The following is a 16635-nucleotide window of genomic DNA, read 5'->3' on the forward strand; positions in this document are numbered from 1 at the left end:
GTTATTTTATTACTCCTCAATTAAAAGTGTTTCTAGAACTTGTTCTGGTTTAAAGTCTTCAATTTGCATGTAGTAAGCTGCTGAATCAACAAGAGCTTGTAGTGGAAGAAGTCCAATAAGTTCTGTGTTTACAACACTTACTCCGTATCTCTTAGCTTCAGATCTAATCATTTCAAGTGCTTGGTAAATTGCAGTTTTTTCGAAGTTAACAAGGTTCATTGATACTTGAACTTGGCCTTTTTCTTCTAGAGCAAGTCCAATACCTTTAACGAATCTTAGTCCTCCACCAATGTGACGAACTTTTTTAGCAATTGCTTGAGCAACTTCTAATCTGTCAGTATTTAAGTTTACGTTAAATGCAATTAGGTGGAATCTTGCAGCAACACCTGTAACACCTGATTTAGCGTTCATTTCTTGTGGACCAAAGTCAGGTTTCCATTCTTCTTCCTTAATTTTGTCGAAGAATGCTTCGTATTGTCCCTTTCTAACCTTAGCAAGGTTCTTTCTTTCAGGAGTAGTTGCAGCATCTTCATATAGGTAAACAGGAATTCCCATTTCTCCTATAGCTTTACCAACTTTATTAGCGTATCCAACACAATCTTCAGTTGTAACTTCTGTTACTGGAACAAAAGGTATAACGTCAACTGCTCCCATTCTTGGGTGAGCTCCTTCGTGTTTAGACATATCGATAATTTCAGAAGCAACCTTTACAGATTCAAGTACTGCATCGATAACAGCTTCTGGTTCACCAATTACTTCAACAACAAGTCTGTTGTGGTCAGCATCTGGTTGGTAGTCGATTAATTTAACATTTTCTTTTGCTCTAAAACATTCAGTGATTTTTTCAACTTTCTCAAGGTCTCTACCTTCAGAATAGTTTGGAATACACATTACTCTTTTCAATTAATTTTCCTCCTAAATATAGATTACTTATAGCTTTTTCTTTCCTTTTATATTATATATGATTTTTCCTTATTATTAAAGTTCTACAACTTTTTCTACTTCTTCAAGAAGTTTTCCAGTGTTAATAAGTTCTTGAGCTTTTTCAAGTTCTTCGTAGATTTCGATTGTCTTATCTTCTTCTATTACTGCAACTTGTTTTCTAATTACTTCGTGAGCAACTTTTGTTCCCTTACCAAGTTCAAACTTGTTGTCTTCCATTTCCATTCTGAAGTCAAGTGCTTGAGCAGCTATCATAAGTTCAGTAGTTAGGATTCTAGCTGTGTTCTTAACAACTTCTCTTGCTTTTCTTGATGCCCAGTTACCCATAGAAACGAAGTCTTCTTGGTTTTCACAAGATGTTATTGAGTCAACACTTGCTGGGTGAGATAAAGTTTTGTTTTCTGATGCTAAAGCAGCTGCTGCATATTGAGTGATCATGAAACCAGAGTTTAGACCAGGGTGTTTAACTAAGAATGAAGGCATTCCAGAAAGTGTAGTGTTAACCATTCTTTCAATTCTTCTTTCAGAAACGTTACCTAGTTCAGAAACTGCAATTGCTAAGAAATCAAATGGTTGTGCCATTAATTCTCCGTGGAAGTTACCACCAGAAATTACCTTACCATCGTGAGTGATGATTGGGTTATCAGTTGCAGAGTTAAGTTCGATTTCAACTTTTTCTTTAACATATTCAAGAGTGTCTTTAGAAGCACCGTGAATTTGTGGCATACATCTAAATGTGTAAGCATCTTGTACTCTAAGTTCAGCTGTGTGAGTTACATAAGTTGAACCTTCAAGAATATTTCTTAAGTTTTCAGCAGTCTTAAGTGATCCTGCGTGTGGTCTAATTGTGTGAAGTTCTTCCCAGAATGCGTCGATGATTCCTCTAGCAGATTCTGTAGCCATAGCTCCTGCGATATCAGCAATCTTAGAAAGTTTAAGTGCATCGTAAGTTGCAAGTGCTCCAGTTGCTGTAAGAACTGTTGTACCGTTAATAAGTGCAAGTCCTTCTTTAGCTGCAAGTGCAATTGGTTTTAAGCCAGCTTTTTCCATAGCTTCTTTACCTTGAAGAAGTTCGCCTTCGTAGTAAGCTTTTCCAAGTCCAAGCATTGGAAGAACCATGTGTGCAAGTGGTGCTAAGTCACCAGAAGCTCCAAGAGATCCTTTTTCAGGAATAAATGGAACTACATTTCTATTTAACATTTCAAGAAGTAATTCAATAGTAGATAGTCTAATACCAGAAACACCCTTTAATAGAGAGTTGATTCTAATAAGCATAACTGCTCTTACTTCATCTTCAGGAAGTGGGTTACCAAATCCAGCAGCGTGAGTTCTAATAATATTTTCTTGAAGTTGAGCTGAATCTTCTTTAGAGATACTTACTCTTGATAGAGAACCAAAACCTGTATTGATTCCGTAAACAACTCTTTCTTCTTCAACGATTTCTTCTACATATTCTCTTGATTTGTTTACATCAGCGATTGCTTTGTCATCAATTTCTACTTTTACGTGGTCTCTAGATACAGCTACTAATTGTTCAAGATCTAGATCGTTACCTGTTAATACTACTTTGTTCATAATTGTACTCCCTTTCTTTTAATACATTGCATCTTACTTACTAATTCAAAAGAAATATTAAAGATGAAATATCAAATCATCTTTTGAAAAAGTAGTTGCCAAAATTTCTACACTTGCATGGAAAGTCCTTGCAAATGTTTTCTAACTAGATTTTATTCTAAATATAAATCATTGTCAATAATTTTGGAGAAAATAAAACTCTATCGACATAAAAAATACAATATTTTAATACGTTTTCTTGATAATCTATTTCTTAGATTGCACGATGTTATGTAATTTATTATCTTTTTTAAATTTTCCTTAATTTATTTAATACTTTTGTGAAAAAACTTTAAATTAAATTAATTATTAGTTTTAATCTATGAATTTCTAGAAGTTTATAAAATAAAAAATGACTTAGTCTCCTAAGTCATTAATATTCCTTAATCTTTTTTTATTAATCCAAAGACTATTAGCCCCACTGAAAGAATAAAGGCAATCACTAGTGTGAAGTCATCTTTAAGGTAATTAATTAAATTGTTTTGATAAGACGATGTCATCTTCAAATCAAAAAGTGGCATAAAGTGTAAAAATATTATTAATAAAACTGTCAATACTACGCCTGTAATTATGTATTTATCCCTAGCTTTCATTTATTTTCTCCTTTTTTGTTATTAAATATCCTCCCACAACTTTCTTAGCATTTCCCTCTGATATTTCTCTTCAATTTTTATGTATTTCAAAGTCATAGTGATTTATCTCAGGGAAAAGACTCAGGCTTGCAAAAGTTTTTCTTTCTACTTTTATATCAAGATCCAAGTCAATTTTATTTTCTTTCTCCACATCGAAGCCCAGGGCATTGGAAATTATTTTTGAATCAAGGTGGATGTCTGCCATATAATCATTTTTTAGAATCCTTTCTCCAATTTTAATTTCAGTTTCTTCTTCCTTTCTATTGTCACATATTGACTCATAAACATCTGGCCCACTAAATTCTATTGCGCCTCTAACTTCTGAAATATTTTCAATTGTATAGCCTTCTTTATTCTTAACTCCTTCTTCGATATAATCATCCTTATCAAGTAGTCTTATGTGTTTTATATCTGCAATTTCATAGCCAAGACTCTCTTCCATTTGTTTCTTTTTATCACTTGGCACTTCTAAAATTTCAAAATTTTTATTGCCCTTGTCTTCATTTAAATTTAGTTCTTCTTGCTTATGAACTTTTGAGCCTTCAGTATAGGACTTGTAGGCAGTCCTTCCAAGAAAGACTAGGCTTAAAAATATAAGTGCAAAGAGAATTATTAAGTTTTTCATCAAGCACTTCATTGTAGTCCCTCCTTAAAATAATTATATCATCACAAAACAATTTAAAATTAAAAATTTTCTATAACTTAAAAATTATTAGCACATCAAAGATAAAAATTCCAATAAAAAATGACCTAGTCTTAGCTAAGTCATTTTGATTAAAATTTATTAATTTATTAAAGAACCTTTCCTAAGAAGTCTTTGGTCCTATAGTTTTGAGGGTTTCCAAAAATTTCTTCTGGACTTCCCTCTTCAACAATGTAGCCTCCGTCCATAAATAAAATTCTGTCACCAACTTCTCTTGCAAAACCCATCTCGTGAGTAACAACTACCATGGTCATTCCTTCCTTTGCAAGGTCCTTCATTATATCTAGGACTTCCCCAACCATTTCTGGGTCAAGGGCTGACGTTGGTTCGTCAAAAAGCATTACCTTTGGATTCATGGCAAGGGCTCTTGCTATTGCTATCCTTTGTTTTTGTCCTCCTGATAGGGACTTCGGAAAAGACTCAGCCTTGTCTGGCAGTCCAACTCTTGCAAGAAGTTCTCTTGCTTTTTCTTCTGCCTTACTTTTTTCCATTTTCTTTACAAGTGTTGGTGCAAGTGTAATATTGTCTAAGATGTTTAGGTTGTTAAAGAGGTTAAAGGATTGGAATACCATTCCCATTTCTTCACGAACCTTATTTATGTCCACTTCCTTTGAAGTTATTTCTTCATCATCTACAAAGATCTTGCCACTTGTTGGAGTTTCCAAAAGATTTAAGCATCTCAAAAAAGTTGACTTACCTGAACCTGATGGTCCAATTACAACTACAACTTCACCATCTTTTATTTCTTGATCTATTCCCTTTAGAACTTCAAGTTCTCCAAAGGATTTTGTAAGATTTTCTACCTTAATCATTTGAAAGTCTCCTTTCTAGTCTACCCATGGCCTTTGAAAGACTGAAGGTCATGATGAAGTAGATGCAGGCTGTAAATATAAAGGGTCTTACTAATTCAAAAGTTCCCGATGAAATACTTTTACCTGCGTACATTAATTCTCCAACTCCTACTGTATAAGTAATTGATGATTCCTTAATAAGTGTTATAAATTCATTTACTAGGGCTGGAAGAATATTTTTTATTGCCTGTGGCATAATAATCTTTCTCATTGCTTGCTTTTCGTTAAGTCCAAGGGACCTGGCAGCTTCCATTTGTCCAAAGTCAACTGAACTAATTCCTGATCTAATAATTTCTGCAATATAGGCTGCAGAGTTTAGTGATATAGAAAGAGCACACAAGAACATTGGCGCTGTCAATATTGTGAATTGCTCTGGAATAATTTTCTTAAGCCCAAAGTAAACTATCATTATTTGTACAAGCATTGGTGTTCCTCTTACGATTTCGATGTAGATGCTTGACAAGATATTTAAAATTTTTATTTTTGATGTTTTCATTAGAGCAAGAATTATGCCAAGAGTAAAACCTAGAAGGACGCCAATTATTGAAAGCTCAATAGTTGTTATGGCACCATTTAAGTAAGTTGGCAGGTATCTCTCTATGAAAGCAAATTGATTCATAATTCCCATAATTTCCCCTTATTTAAAAAAATTTATAAAATAAAAATTCCCCACACTTAATGTAGGGAATATTTAATTTATTTTACTGCCTCTTTGTTAGATAGTTCAATATACTCATCAAACCATTTGTCAACTTGGCCTGAATCTTTTAATCCTTTAACAACTTCGTTAACAGCTCCTGTTAAGTCATCGTTGCCTTTTTTAATTGCTACTGCAAATCCGCTATCATCTGGAATTCCTAAGTCTTTTATAATAACAAGACCATCAGTGATTGAAGCAAATTGTTTAGCAGGTAGTTCTGATAAGAAAGCTGCATCAATGGACTTGTTCTTTAACTGTTCAATAATAACATTATTAAGATCAAATCCCTTACATTTGTCTCCAAATCTTTCTGTTGCAAACTTATGTTGAAGTGTACCAAGTTGTGTACCAACAATTTCTCCTTCAAGGTCATCAAAAGTTTTGTACTTGTCCTTATTTTCTTCAGTTACAAGTAAAACTTGTTGTCCTTGTGAATATTCATCAGAGAAGTCAACTTGTTTCTTTCTTTCTTCGTCAGCACCCATTCCTGCTATAACCATGTCAACATCACCTGAGTTTAGAGAAGCAAGAAGTCCTTCGAAAGCCATATTCTTAACTTCAAGTTCTACTCCAAGTGAATCAGCAATGGACTGTGCAATTGCAATATCAACACCTGTGAATTCTTCTTTACCAGATTGGAAAGATGTCCATTCCATTGGTGGGAAGTCTGCTGAAGTTCCAAGAACTATTTTTCCCTTTTCCTTTATAGCATCAATTGTTGGACCAGTAGTTGTCACTTCAAACTTAACTGCTTCCTTAGCTTCTTCTTTCGTTTCTTCTTTTTTTCCACAGCCAAATAGTAGCAGGGCTGTCATTGCAATAAGTGCAATATTAAAAATTTTCTTTTTCATAATAACCTCCGACTTTAATTTAAAATAGTCTTCCTAAAGCTGTCGCTATAATTTTAAAAAACATTATAACGCAAAGACTTATGATTTTCAATGCTTTAAGGCCACTTTATTAAATTAAAATTCTAATAAGTCACCTGCTGGAACTTCTTCTACAGGATTTTTATTAACTTCCTTTGGAGGCTCTTTCTTTTCCACTGGCTTTGGCTCAGCCTTCTTAGGCCTTGAGTATTGATATACTCCCCAAGACTCCAATTCAGCATCTGTCCCCAACCAAACTGGAGCTCCTACTTTCATTTTTGGAAAAACAAGATTTTCTATATCGTAGTTAAACATTCTTATGCAACCATTAGAATAGTAACCACCAATTTGAAAAGGCTTTATGTTTCCATGAATTCCGTATCCACTCATGCCAGGTATGCTTAGACCCATCCACCTTTCTCCAAGAGGATTTTTTGGATCATTGGATGCAACTGGAGTGTACTTACCTCCCATTCCACCCCAAGCAGGATTCTTGTGCATATTTTGAATTTTTGCCTTAGCTGATGGTGTTGGAGTTGAACTTGTCCCAAGAGTTACAGGGAACTTCCCAATAGATTGCCCACCCTTATATAGGGTAAGAGTTCTCCTAGACTTATTGACTACTATCCAGTTGCCACTTGTTGGTGGATTAGTCACCATGTCATAAACTTCGTAATTTTGTGTGTAAAGAGCTTGGTTGGTCTTGTCATTCATCCCGCCAGTAACAGGAAGGTTCATCCTCGCCTGCCACTTTTTTAGGGCGTGGGTCCTCTCATGACCAGACTTATCCATAAAATCATTTTGTCTAACAAATCCCTTTGCCGATACGAAACTTGGCAAGAGACTTGCGGCCAAAATAAAGGCTCCCAGTCTTTTAATTTTTTTCAAATTAATCCTCCAATTTATCTTTCAAAAATTCTCCTGTATAAGAATCTTTGCACTTAATAATTTCTTCAGGCCTTCCAGTAAATATAACTTGACCTCCGCCTTCTCCACCTTCTGGTCCAAGGTCAATAATGTGGTCGGCACACTTAATAACATCTAAGTTGTGCTCAATTGTTATTACTGTATTGCCCCTATCCACAAGTTCTTCTAAAACCTTTATTAATTTATTCACGTCTTCTGAGTGAAGTCCAGTTGTTGGCTCATCTAAGATGTAGAGAGTTCTTCCCGTTGCCCTCTTGGATAATTCTGTGGCAAGTTTTATTCTTTGGGCTTCTCCACCTGATAAAAGTGTAGAAGATTGTCCCAATTTTATATAGGAAAGTCCAACATCTCTTAGGGTTTCAAGCTTTCTCAAGACCCTCTCATGATTTTGGAAGAAGTCAATTGCCTCTTCAACTGTCATGTCAAGAACGTCATAGATATTTTTGCCCTTGTATTTTACTTCAAGAGTTTCACGATTATATCTCTTGCCATGGCAAACTTCACAAGGAACATAGACGTCAGACAAGAAGTGCATCTCAACTTTTAAGATTCCATCGCCCTTGCAAGCCTCGCATCTTCCTCCCTTGACGTTAAAGGAAAATCTCCCCTTCTTGTAGCCACGCATTTTTGCCTCATTAGTATTGGCAAAGACATCTCTTATTATATCAAAAGCACCTGTATAAGTGGCAGGATTTGACCTCGGTGTTCTTCCAATTGGGGATTGGTCAATGTCAACAATCTTGTCAATGTTGTCAAGACCTTCAATAGACTTGTGCTTGCCAGGTTTTATCCTAGACTTATTTATCTTTTGGGCGAGGCTCTTGTAGAGGATTTCATTTACAAGTGAAGACTTACCTGATCCAGAAACTCCTGTAACACAGACAAATTGTCCCAGCGGGAATTCAACATCAATATTTTTTAAGTTATTTTCCTCTGCACCTTTAACCTTGATGGACTTGCCTGTGTATTCTCTTCTTTCCTTGGGAACTTTAATTTTCTTTCTGCCACTTAGGTAGGCACCAGTTATGGACTCTTGAACTTCCATAATTTCTTCAGCTGTACCTTGAGCAACAATCCTTCCCCCATTGACGCCTGCAAGAGGTCCAATGTCTACAATTTCATCTGCAGCAAACATTGTATCCTCGTCGTGCTCAACAACAATTAGGGTGTTGCCAATGTCTGTTAGATTTCTAAGTGACTCAAGGAGTTTTGTGTTGTCCCTTTGGTGGAGTCCAATGCTTGGCTCATCGAGAACGTAAATTACCCCGACAAGTTGTGAACCAATTTGGGTTGCCAGCCTAATTCTTTGGGCTTCGCCACCAGAAAGAGTTCCAGCCATTCTCGATAAAGATAAATATTCAAGACCAACATTTACCAAGAATTCTAGCCTTGATTTAATCTCCTTTAAGAGTTCTTCAGCAATTATCATTTCATTTTTTGTAAATTCTAGATTTTCAAAAAACTCTAGGGACTTGTCTATAGAAAGTTCCGTCAATTCAAAAATATTTAGGCCTCCAACTCTTATGGCAAGAGATGAATCCCTTAACCTTGCTCCATGGCACTTAGGACATGGAACTTCTTCCATAAATTCGTCAATCTTATCAAGCATCCTGTCAGAACTTGACTCAGTGTACCTTCTCTTTAGGTTTTTTAGGATTCCCTCAAAACCTCCAGAATATTTTTTCTCCCCAGAGAAGTAGGAATTAAAGGAGAAGTTTAACTTACCATCATAACCTTCAAAAATTGCTTTGATAAATTCTTTTGGAGCATTTTTTATTGGCTCTTTAGTGGAAAAATCAAACTTCTTGGCAATTTGTGCAATTATTTCATAATAATATGTTCCCTTGGAGTTTGAGTAGCAGGCAATAGCCCCCTCATCTATAGAAAGTTCCTTGTTGGGAATAACCAAATCTCTTGAAACTTCCTTAGAAAATCCAAGTCCCTTACATTCGTCACAAGCTCCCAGAGGAGAGTTAAAGGAGAAGGACCTTGGAGTAACTTCTTCTATTATAATGTTGCAGTGAGGGCAGGCAAATTTTGTGGAGAAAACCATGTCGTCTCCATCGATAACATTTATCTTGGCTATCCCATCACTTAGGTTTGTGGCAATTTCCAGTGAGTCTGCAAGTCTTGATTCAATTTTTTCTTTTATAATAATCCTATCTATTACAATGTCTATATCGTGATACTTGTTTTTTTCAAGCTCAATTTCTTCCCCAATATCACGCATTTCTCCGTCAACAATAACCCTTAAAAAGCCTTCTTTTTTAATTTTTTCAAAAACTTTTTTGTGCTGACCCTTCCTATGCCTTACAACTGGTGAAAGAATTTGAATCCTTGTCCTCTCGTCTAGCTTCATTATTTCATCCACCATTTGGTCTATAGTATAGGAAGAAATTTCTCTCCCACATTCCGGACAAAAGGCATGACCAACTCTTGCATACAAAAGTCTTAGGTAGTCATAGATTTCTGTAACTGTCCCAACAGTTGATCTTGGGTTTTTTGAAGTGGTTTTTTGGTCAATGGAAATAGATGGACTCATACCTTCAATATAGTCAACCTCTGGCTTGTCCATTTGTCCCAAGAACTGTCTTGCATAAGAAGATAGGGATTCCACATACCTTCTTTGACCTTCTGCATAAATTGTATCAAAGGCAAGGGAAGACTTACCTGATCCAGAAAGTCCTGTAAAAACTACAAATTTATTTCTAGGAATATTAAGGTCAACATTTTTTAAGTTGTTGACCCTAGCTCCCTTTACTATTATTTCGTCTTTCAATTTAACACCTCTTTAAAGGAGGGCAGATTTTTTCTTCTCCCTTAAATCCTTTATTTTATCCCTAATTTCAGCAGCCTTCTCAAAATCAAGTTCTTCTGCTGCCCTGTACATTTCAGGTTTTAGGGCATCTATCATCTCGTTAATTTCATCCTTAGTAAATTCATTTTCTTCATCTTTAATATCTTTGAAGTCCACAGATTCTTCTGCAGCAATAGCAGTATTTATAACTTCACGGATACTTTTCACTATTGTTTTTGGAGTGATCCCATGCTCTTCATTGTATTCTTCTTGGATTTTTCTTCTCCTAGAAGTCTCATCAATAGTAACCCTCATAGAAGGAGTTATGGTGTCGGCATACATAATAACTTTTCCATCGGCATTTCTAGCTGCACGACCAGCAGTTTGGATAAGTGATGTGACAGAACGAAGGAAGCCTTCCTTGTCTGCATCAAGTATACAAACTCTTGAAACCTCTGGCAGGTCAAGACCCTCTCTTAGGAGGTTGATTCCAACAAGGACGTCAACCTTTCCAAGCCTTAGGTCCCTTATTATCTTCATCCTCTCTAGGGTGTCTACATCAGAGTGCATGTAAGTCACCTTGTATCCAATTTCCTTCAGGTGCCTTGATAGGTCCTCAGACATCCTCTTGGTAAGAGTAGTTATAAGGACCCTTTCTCCTCTTTCAATAGCTCCATTTACTTCATTTATAATATCATCAATTTGGTTTTTAATTGGTCTTACTTCAATTATTGGATCAAGAAGACCTGTTGGCCTTATGATTTGTTCAACTTCTTGTTCAGTGTGTTCAAGTTCATAAGGTCCTGGGGTTGCAGAAACATAAACACATTGGTTCATCATTTCTTCAAACTCATTAAATCTCAAAGGTCTGTTGTCTAGGGCTGAAGGAAGTCTAAATCCGTAATCAACTAGGGTTTCCTTACGAGCCCTGTCCCCATTATACATACCCCTAATTTGAGGAATAGTTTGGTGGGACTCGTCGATTATCGTTAAAAAGTCCTTTGGAAAATAATCTATTAATGTATAGGGTCTTGAGCCTGGAGCCCTACCAGATAGGTGTCTTGAATAATTTTCTATACCAGAGCAAAATCCCATTTCAGATAGCATCTCCAAGTCGTACCTTGTCCTTTGCTCCAATCTCTGAGCTTCTAAAAGTTTTTCTTGGTCCTTTAAAACCTTAAGTCTTTCCTCAAGTTCTTCTTCTATTGTAACAATGGCACGCTTTACCTTTTCTTCTGAAGTTGCAAAGTGGGAAGCAGGAGTAATGTAGGCGTGGTTTAGATAATGAAGGACTTGACCTGTCAAGGCATTGACTTCAGTTATTCTGTCAATTTCATCCCCAAAAAATTCAACTCTTATAGAATTTTCTGATGAAGAGGCTGGGAAAATTTCCAAAATATCTCCACGAACCCTAAAGGTCCCACGCTTAAATTCATAATCATTTCTCACATACTGGATGTCCACAAGCTTGCTCATGACATCATTCCTGTCCCTTATCATGCCAGGCCTTAGAGAAATTGCCAGTTGCTCATAATCAATTGGGTCCCCTAAACCATAGATGCAGGAAACTGATGCAACAATAATTACGTCCTTTCTCTCGAAAAGAGACATTGTTGCAGAGTGACGAAGCTTATCTATTTCATCATTTATAGATGAGTCCTTTTCAATAAAGGTGTCAGTTCCTGGCACATAGGCTTCTGGTTGATAGTAATCATAATAAGAAACAAAGAATTCCACAGCATTTTCCGGGAAAAATTCCTTTAATTCTGAACAAAGTTGGTAGGCAAGGGTCTTGTTGTGGGCAATTACAAGAGTTGGCTTTTGGACCCTCTCAATTACATTTGCCATGGTAAAGGTCTTACCAGAACCTGTTACCCCTAGTAAGTTTTGGTGCGTGTAGCCCTTCTTTATACCCTCAGCCAATTTATCAATAGCCTGGGGTTGGTCACCTGTGGGCTTGTACTCAGAATGAATTTTAAATTCCATTTAATCACCTTCTAATAAGAAAAAATATTGGAGTCCGTCCTCTTTTCTGTTCCACCAATATAAACATCTTTATCTTTCAAAATAATCTGGCCCCTACCCATGCTCTTGAAGTCACTTACGACTTCAACTTCGTGGCCAAGTTTTTTTAGTTCATCAATAATTTCAGGCTTAAAGTCATTTTCTACCTGAATTTTTTTGTCGTCAATCCACATTATCCTTGGAGCATCAAGGGCAGCCTGTGGATTTAAATTAAAATCTATCATATTCATAAGGACTTGGACATGGGCTTGTGGCTGCATAAAGGCACCCATTATTCCAAAGGCTCCAAGTGCCTCATTATTTTTTGTCATAAAGCCAGGAATTATTGTGTGGTAAGGCAGCTTTCCTCCTTCAAGAGAGTTGGCAAGTCCTTCTTCAAAATAAAAATTCTCAACCCTATTGTTTAAAGTTATTCCAGTTCCAGGAACCACAATTCCAGATCCAAAGCCAGCATAGTTTGACTGAATCATGGAGACCATGTTGCCATCCTTATCAGCTGTGGCAAAATAAACTGTGTCAGAAGATTTTATCTTAAAAGCTTCAGGAGTCTTTGCCCTGTCACTTATTTTCGCTCTCCTGTCCCTAGCATAGTCACATGATAAAAGTCTTTCAACTTCAATTTGCATCTTTTCAGGATCTGCAACATAGGCCTTAGCATCAGTAAGAGATAATTTTATGGCCTCAATAATCTTGTGAAGGGTCTTTGGGTCTTCACGATCTTTTATTTCCATTTCACTTAAAATATTTAGGGCCATTAGGACAGAAATTCCGTGTCCATTTGGAGGGATTTCCCAAATATCTATCCCTTTATAATTGGTAGAAATTGGATCTACATATCTTGGCTCAAAAGCCTTTAAGTCATCTAGACTTAAAAAGCCTCCAAGCCTTTCCACTTCACCTACTATTTTTTCTGCAAGTTCTCCCTTATAAAAGGACTGGCCCTTAGTGTCACGAATTTCTCTTAGGGTCCTTGCCATGTCAGGAGATTTGAAAACTTCACCAGCCCTTGGGGCTCTACCATCAAGAGTAAAGGACTTAAAAAATTCATTGAACTCTTCCCTATTTAAATTTTTATATTTTTCATAGCTTTCTCCCCAAAGTTTTGCAATTTGTGGAGTCACTGGATATCCTTCTTCTGCATAGGAGATTGCTGGTTCAAAAATTTTCTCAAGACTAAGGCTGGCAAAGTCTTCATAGACTTTCATGACTCCACCAATTAACCCTGGCGTATTTATTACATTTACCCCACAAGAAGGCATTCTATCATAGCCCTTTTCCCTAAGCTTTGCAATAGAAATATTTTTGGGACTTCTACCGCTGGCATTTATTCCATAAAGTTTGCCTTCATAATAAATTAAAGCAAACATATCTGACCCCAGCCCGTTGCCTGTTGGTTCCACAACAGGAAGAGTCATAGATGCAGCAAGAGCAGCGTCTATGGCATTGCCACCTTCAAGGAGAATTTTTGCCCCAGCACTTGTTGCATAGGGAGATGATGTTGCCATCATTCCATTTTTCCCAAAAATTGTCCTCCTAGTTGAAGGATAAGGGTAAGAGTTGTAATCAAATTTCATTTTATCATCCTTATTAAAGAATATTCTCATTGTCGATTTGTCTTATCATCCTTTTAAAAATATTCTATTGTCCTTTTGTCTTATCTTCTTTTGAATAATATTCTATTCTCGACTTCTTATAACTTCTTTTTTTCCTCTGTCTAACAAAGTTAATTCTATAATTAATTGGTGAATAATTCAACTTTACAAGTTTAAAATAATTTTTAAACTTATAATAATTTGTTACTTTTAATTTATATACTTCGAAGAAAATATAATTTCATTGAACATAAAAAAGAGACTCCTTAATTGAAGTCTCTTAAAAAACTTTTTTTATCGTTGCCAACTTCTCTTTGTCTTTTTTAATTCCTTTTTGAAAGACTTGAGATTTTCTTTATACTCATAGGCATCGTAAATTTTTATTTTTTTATTATGCTTTTTAGCCACATCAAAGACTCTGTCTTTGTCCTCATCCTTAAAGAAGAATCTCCTTGTAATATCTCCCTTAGTAAAATAGAGAAGAGTCTTGCCTGGCTCATCAGCTTTTTTCTCATAAGTAATTGCATCAATATCTGACCAATCCCAAACTTCATGAATTTTTGAAACTTTAATGTCGTTGTAAATTTCAAGCCCCTTGCTTGTAACTGCAACATACTTTTTTGCAAGTAGGGATATAAGTAAAAGGATAGCCAAGATCAAAGTCAGCTTATACTTTGTGAAAATACCTAAAATAATCAAGACAGAAGTGACTACGTAGGCATATTTTTCAGAAAATCTTTTTCTAGGATTCACATATACGTATTTGATTGCTTCGCTGTCATTATCCCAAGGTAATTTTATCTCTGACACATAATCACTTCTTTCTATTTAATATTCTAATTAATATTCTAAAATTTAGTTAGGAAATTTTAATATTCTAATTAATATTCTAAAATTTAGTTAGGAAATTTTAATATTCTAATTAATATTCTAAAATTTAGTTAGGAAATTTGAATTAAGCGCTAAGTTTTGGAGCTCTTCCTTCTGCTCTTCTTCTTTCAAGAGCTGCCATAGCTACTTCTTTAGCTTTTTCTGGAGACTTAGCTTGTTTCTTCATTGTAGTCTTACCAAATAGATTTGTATAAGATCCGTCAGCCCAGAATATGTTTCTTCCAGCAAATGCTGTTACACATGCATAGATTGGGTTTAGTAAGTTAACAAATGCAAATGGGAAGAATGCAAGTGGGTTAACACCAAGTGTTCTAAATTGGTAAGCACCACAAGCTGTCCATGGGAACATACATGCCCAAAGTGTACCAGCATCTTCAAGTGTTCTTGATAACATATTTCTTGCAAGTCCAAGTTCATCATATTTTGTATCATATAGAGGAGCAGGAACACCGATTCCTAAGAATTGGTCACACATTGCTGCGTCACAGAAGATTGATGTAAGCATTGTAGCAAAAACTATTCCACCAACAGAGTTGATTTTATTTTTAATTCCACCAAATAATTTTTCAACGATACCACATTTTTCAAGAGCACCACCAAAGGATACTGCAAGAATAATAAGGTTGATTGTCCACATTTGGTTATCCATACCACCTTTTGCAAGAGCACCATCAAGGAATTCATTTCCTGTTTCAATTGATGGACCATAGTGAAGGATTGAGAATAAGTCTGCTACTGAATATCTTTCTTGGAAGATAAGTGCAAAGATGACACCAACTGCAACTGAACCAAGTACGCCTGGAAGACCAGGGATTCTTAATACCATTATAATTACAATTACTACAATTGGAAGTAGTACTAATGGATTAACATTAAAGTTACTAGATATTGCTTCTCTAATTCCATCAGCAATTGTTGGATCATATCCAGCTCCTGCAATATTCATACCTAAGATTGTATAAATAATAAGAGATATTAAGAAAACAGGACCTGTTGTAGATACCATGGCTGCAACGTGATCAAATAGACCAGTTCCAGCAACACCTGCTGCAAGGTTAGTAGTATCAGATAGTGGAGAGAATTTATCTCCAACATATGCTCCAGATATTACCATACCTGCTGTAAGTGCAGGATTAATTCCAAGTCCAGCACCAATTGTCATGAAAGCAATACCAACTGTAGCTGTTGCTGTCCAAGAAGATCCACAAGCTAAACCAACTATAGCACAAAGCAAACAACCAACTGGTAGGAATGTTTGTGGTGATAAGAAATCTAGTCCGTAATAGATAAGAGCAGGAATTGTACCTGAAATCATAAAGGATGATACCAATAGACCTACAGTAAGTAAAATTAAAATTGCGTCCAATGTTGCTGTTATCCTGTCTATAATACCAGACAACATTTCATCAAAACTATGTCCGCAAATTACACCAATAGTAACAGTAACTATAAGTGCTATGATTAGTGGCATGTGAGCAGCGTCATACGCCTCATCACTAAATTTGAAAACATATACCATTAGCGCTACCATTGTTAAAATAGGTAGAATTGCTTCAAAAAAACTTGGTAGTCTAACAGCTTTTTGACCATCGTTCTTCATAAATAAAACCTCCTTAAAACATTAAGGCACGTCATAAAATATTTGGCATGTCTGTAATACATCTGCTAAAATTTTGTATTACTGAAAATGTTTTCTAGCTTCATCTTACTCCTGTAGTAATTATAAGTCAACTATAATTTATAAAGATTTTTATATTACATTTAATTTTGTACAATGTCTTAGCTAGATTTTATGATAATTAGATAAATTCATTTTGGTATTCATCTATATAATAAGGTATTTTCAATAAACTATAGGTTTCCGATTAAAAGCATTAAATCATTGTTTTTATTAATTTTTAGTATTTTATTTTTAAATATATACACTTTTAATATTGATATCTTTTATTTATAGATTAAGTTTTCCCATATGATGTTAATTAGGATTATTTAGGATAAAGTTTTCATGACATGTTTTTATTTGACTTAGGAATTAATTAAAAGTTATATATTTTATTAAAATTCTGAAAATAAAAAGCAGGTACCTTTAAGT

General features: G+C 35.4%; 13 protein-coding genes. All 13 read right to left on the reverse strand.

What is annotated here, in order from left to right; translation table 11 throughout:
- Nucleotides 1–9 precede the first annotated feature (9 nt).
- Nucleotides 10–903 carry a glutamate formimidoyltransferase gene (gene ftcD / locus DRZ96_RS02355; RefSeq protein WP_112889429.1) on the reverse strand — a complete coding sequence of 298 codons (894 nt, stop codon included), beginning with the start codon at nucleotides 901–903 and terminating at the stop codon, nucleotides 10–12.
- Between the two features lie 75 nt (nucleotides 904–978).
- The gene (hutH, locus tag DRZ96_RS02360; protein WP_112889430.1) at nucleotides 979–2517 is read right to left on the reverse strand and encodes a histidine ammonia-lyase; all 1539 of its coding nucleotides are present in this window, start codon (nucleotides 2515–2517) and stop codon (nucleotides 979–981) included.
- 422 nt (nucleotides 2518–2939) lie between these two features.
- Nucleotides 2940–3149, reverse strand: a complete 210-nt coding sequence (locus tag DRZ96_RS02365) for a hypothetical protein (RefSeq protein WP_112889431.1) — start codon at nucleotides 3147–3149, stop codon at nucleotides 2940–2942.
- A 70-nt stretch (nucleotides 3150–3219) separates the two neighbouring features.
- The gene (locus DRZ96_RS02370) at nucleotides 3220–3825 is read right to left on the reverse strand and encodes a hypothetical protein (RefSeq protein ID WP_236587213.1); all 606 of its coding nucleotides are present in this window, start codon (nucleotides 3823–3825) and stop codon (nucleotides 3220–3222) included.
- Nucleotides 3826–3980: 155 nt separating this feature from the next.
- On the reverse strand, nucleotides 3981–4703 hold the full coding sequence (locus DRZ96_RS02375) for an amino acid ABC transporter ATP-binding protein (protein ID WP_112889432.1): 723 nt from the start codon (nucleotides 4701–4703) through the stop codon (nucleotides 3981–3983).
- Complete coding sequence (locus tag DRZ96_RS02380) at nucleotides 4696–5370, reverse strand: amino acid ABC transporter permease (protein WP_070700689.1); 675 nt, start codon at nucleotides 5368–5370, stop codon at nucleotides 4696–4698. Before DRZ96_RS02380 ends, DRZ96_RS02375 begins: the two co-directional genes overlap by 8 nt.
- A 68-nt stretch (nucleotides 5371–5438) precedes the next feature.
- Nucleotides 5439–6293, reverse strand: coding sequence for a transporter substrate-binding domain-containing protein (locus DRZ96_RS02385; RefSeq protein WP_112889433.1), 855 nt, complete (start codon nucleotides 6291–6293; stop codon nucleotides 5439–5441).
- 114 nt (nucleotides 6294–6407) lie between these two features.
- Entirely contained in the window at nucleotides 6408–7199 is a 792-nt protein-coding gene (locus DRZ96_RS02390) for a L,D-transpeptidase (RefSeq protein ID WP_112889434.1), read from the reverse strand.
- Nucleotide 7200: 1 nt separating this feature from the next.
- Nucleotides 7201–10017: an excinuclease ABC subunit UvrA gene (uvrA, locus tag DRZ96_RS02395; RefSeq protein WP_112889435.1), complete on the reverse strand. Its 2817-nt coding sequence runs from the start codon at nucleotides 10015–10017 to the stop codon at nucleotides 7201–7203.
- A 12-nt stretch (nucleotides 10018–10029) separates the two neighbouring features.
- A complete protein-coding gene (uvrB, locus tag DRZ96_RS02400) occupies nucleotides 10030–12021 on the reverse strand; it encodes an excinuclease ABC subunit UvrB (protein WP_112889436.1) in 1992 nt (663 codons plus the stop codon).
- A gap of 11 nt (nucleotides 12022–12032) precedes the next feature.
- Nucleotides 12033–13634 (reverse strand): gamma-glutamyltransferase family protein, encoded by a 1602-nt coding sequence (locus DRZ96_RS02405; RefSeq protein ID WP_112889437.1) that lies wholly within the window; start codon nucleotides 13632–13634, stop codon nucleotides 12033–12035.
- 312 nt (nucleotides 13635–13946) lie between these two features.
- Nucleotides 13947–14462 (reverse strand): hypothetical protein, encoded by a 516-nt coding sequence (locus tag DRZ96_RS02410; protein WP_112889438.1) that lies wholly within the window; start codon nucleotides 14460–14462, stop codon nucleotides 13947–13949.
- Nucleotides 14463–14607: 145 nt separating this feature from the next.
- Nucleotides 14608–16143 (reverse strand): Na+/H+ antiporter NhaC, encoded by a 1536-nt coding sequence (gene nhaC, locus DRZ96_RS02415; protein ID WP_112889439.1) that lies wholly within the window; start codon nucleotides 16141–16143, stop codon nucleotides 14608–14610.
- Nucleotides 16144–16635 lie beyond the last annotated feature (492 nt).

Source organism: Peptoniphilus harei (assembly GCF_900454685.1).
GTDB lineage: Bacteria > Bacillota > Clostridia > Tissierellales > Peptoniphilaceae > Peptoniphilus_A > Peptoniphilus_A harei.

Coding starts and splice junctions, on each gene's coding strand:
- hutH (WP_112889430.1), bottom strand. CDS start 2,517: ATGAACAAAGTAGTATTAACAGGTAACGATCTAGATCTTGAACAATTA.
- DRZ96_RS02365 (WP_112889431.1), bottom strand. CDS start 3,149: ATGAAAGCTAGGGATAAATACATAATTACAGGCGTAGTATTGACAGTT.
- DRZ96_RS02370 (WP_236587213.1), bottom strand. CDS start 3,825: ATGAAGTGCTTGATGAAAAACTTAATAATTCTCTTTGCACTTATATTT.
- DRZ96_RS02375 (WP_112889432.1), bottom strand. CDS start 4,703: ATGATTAAGGTAGAAAATCTTACAAAATCCTTTGGAGAACTTGAAGTT.
- DRZ96_RS02380 (WP_070700689.1), bottom strand. CDS start 5,370: ATGGGAATTATGAATCAATTTGCTTTCATAGAGAGATACCTGCCAACT.
- DRZ96_RS02385 (WP_112889433.1), bottom strand. CDS start 6,293: ATGAAAAAGAAAATTTTTAATATTGCACTTATTGCAATGACAGCCCTG.
- uvrB (WP_112889436.1), bottom strand. CDS start 12,021: ATGGAATTTAAAATTCATTCTGAGTACAAGCCCACAGGTGACCAACCC.
- DRZ96_RS02405 (WP_112889437.1), bottom strand. CDS start 13,634: ATGAAATTTGATTACAACTCTTACCCTTATCCTTCAACTAGGAGGACA.
- nhaC (WP_112889439.1), bottom strand. CDS start 16,143: ATGAAGAACGATGGTCAAAAAGCTGTTAGACTACCAAGTTTTTTTGAA.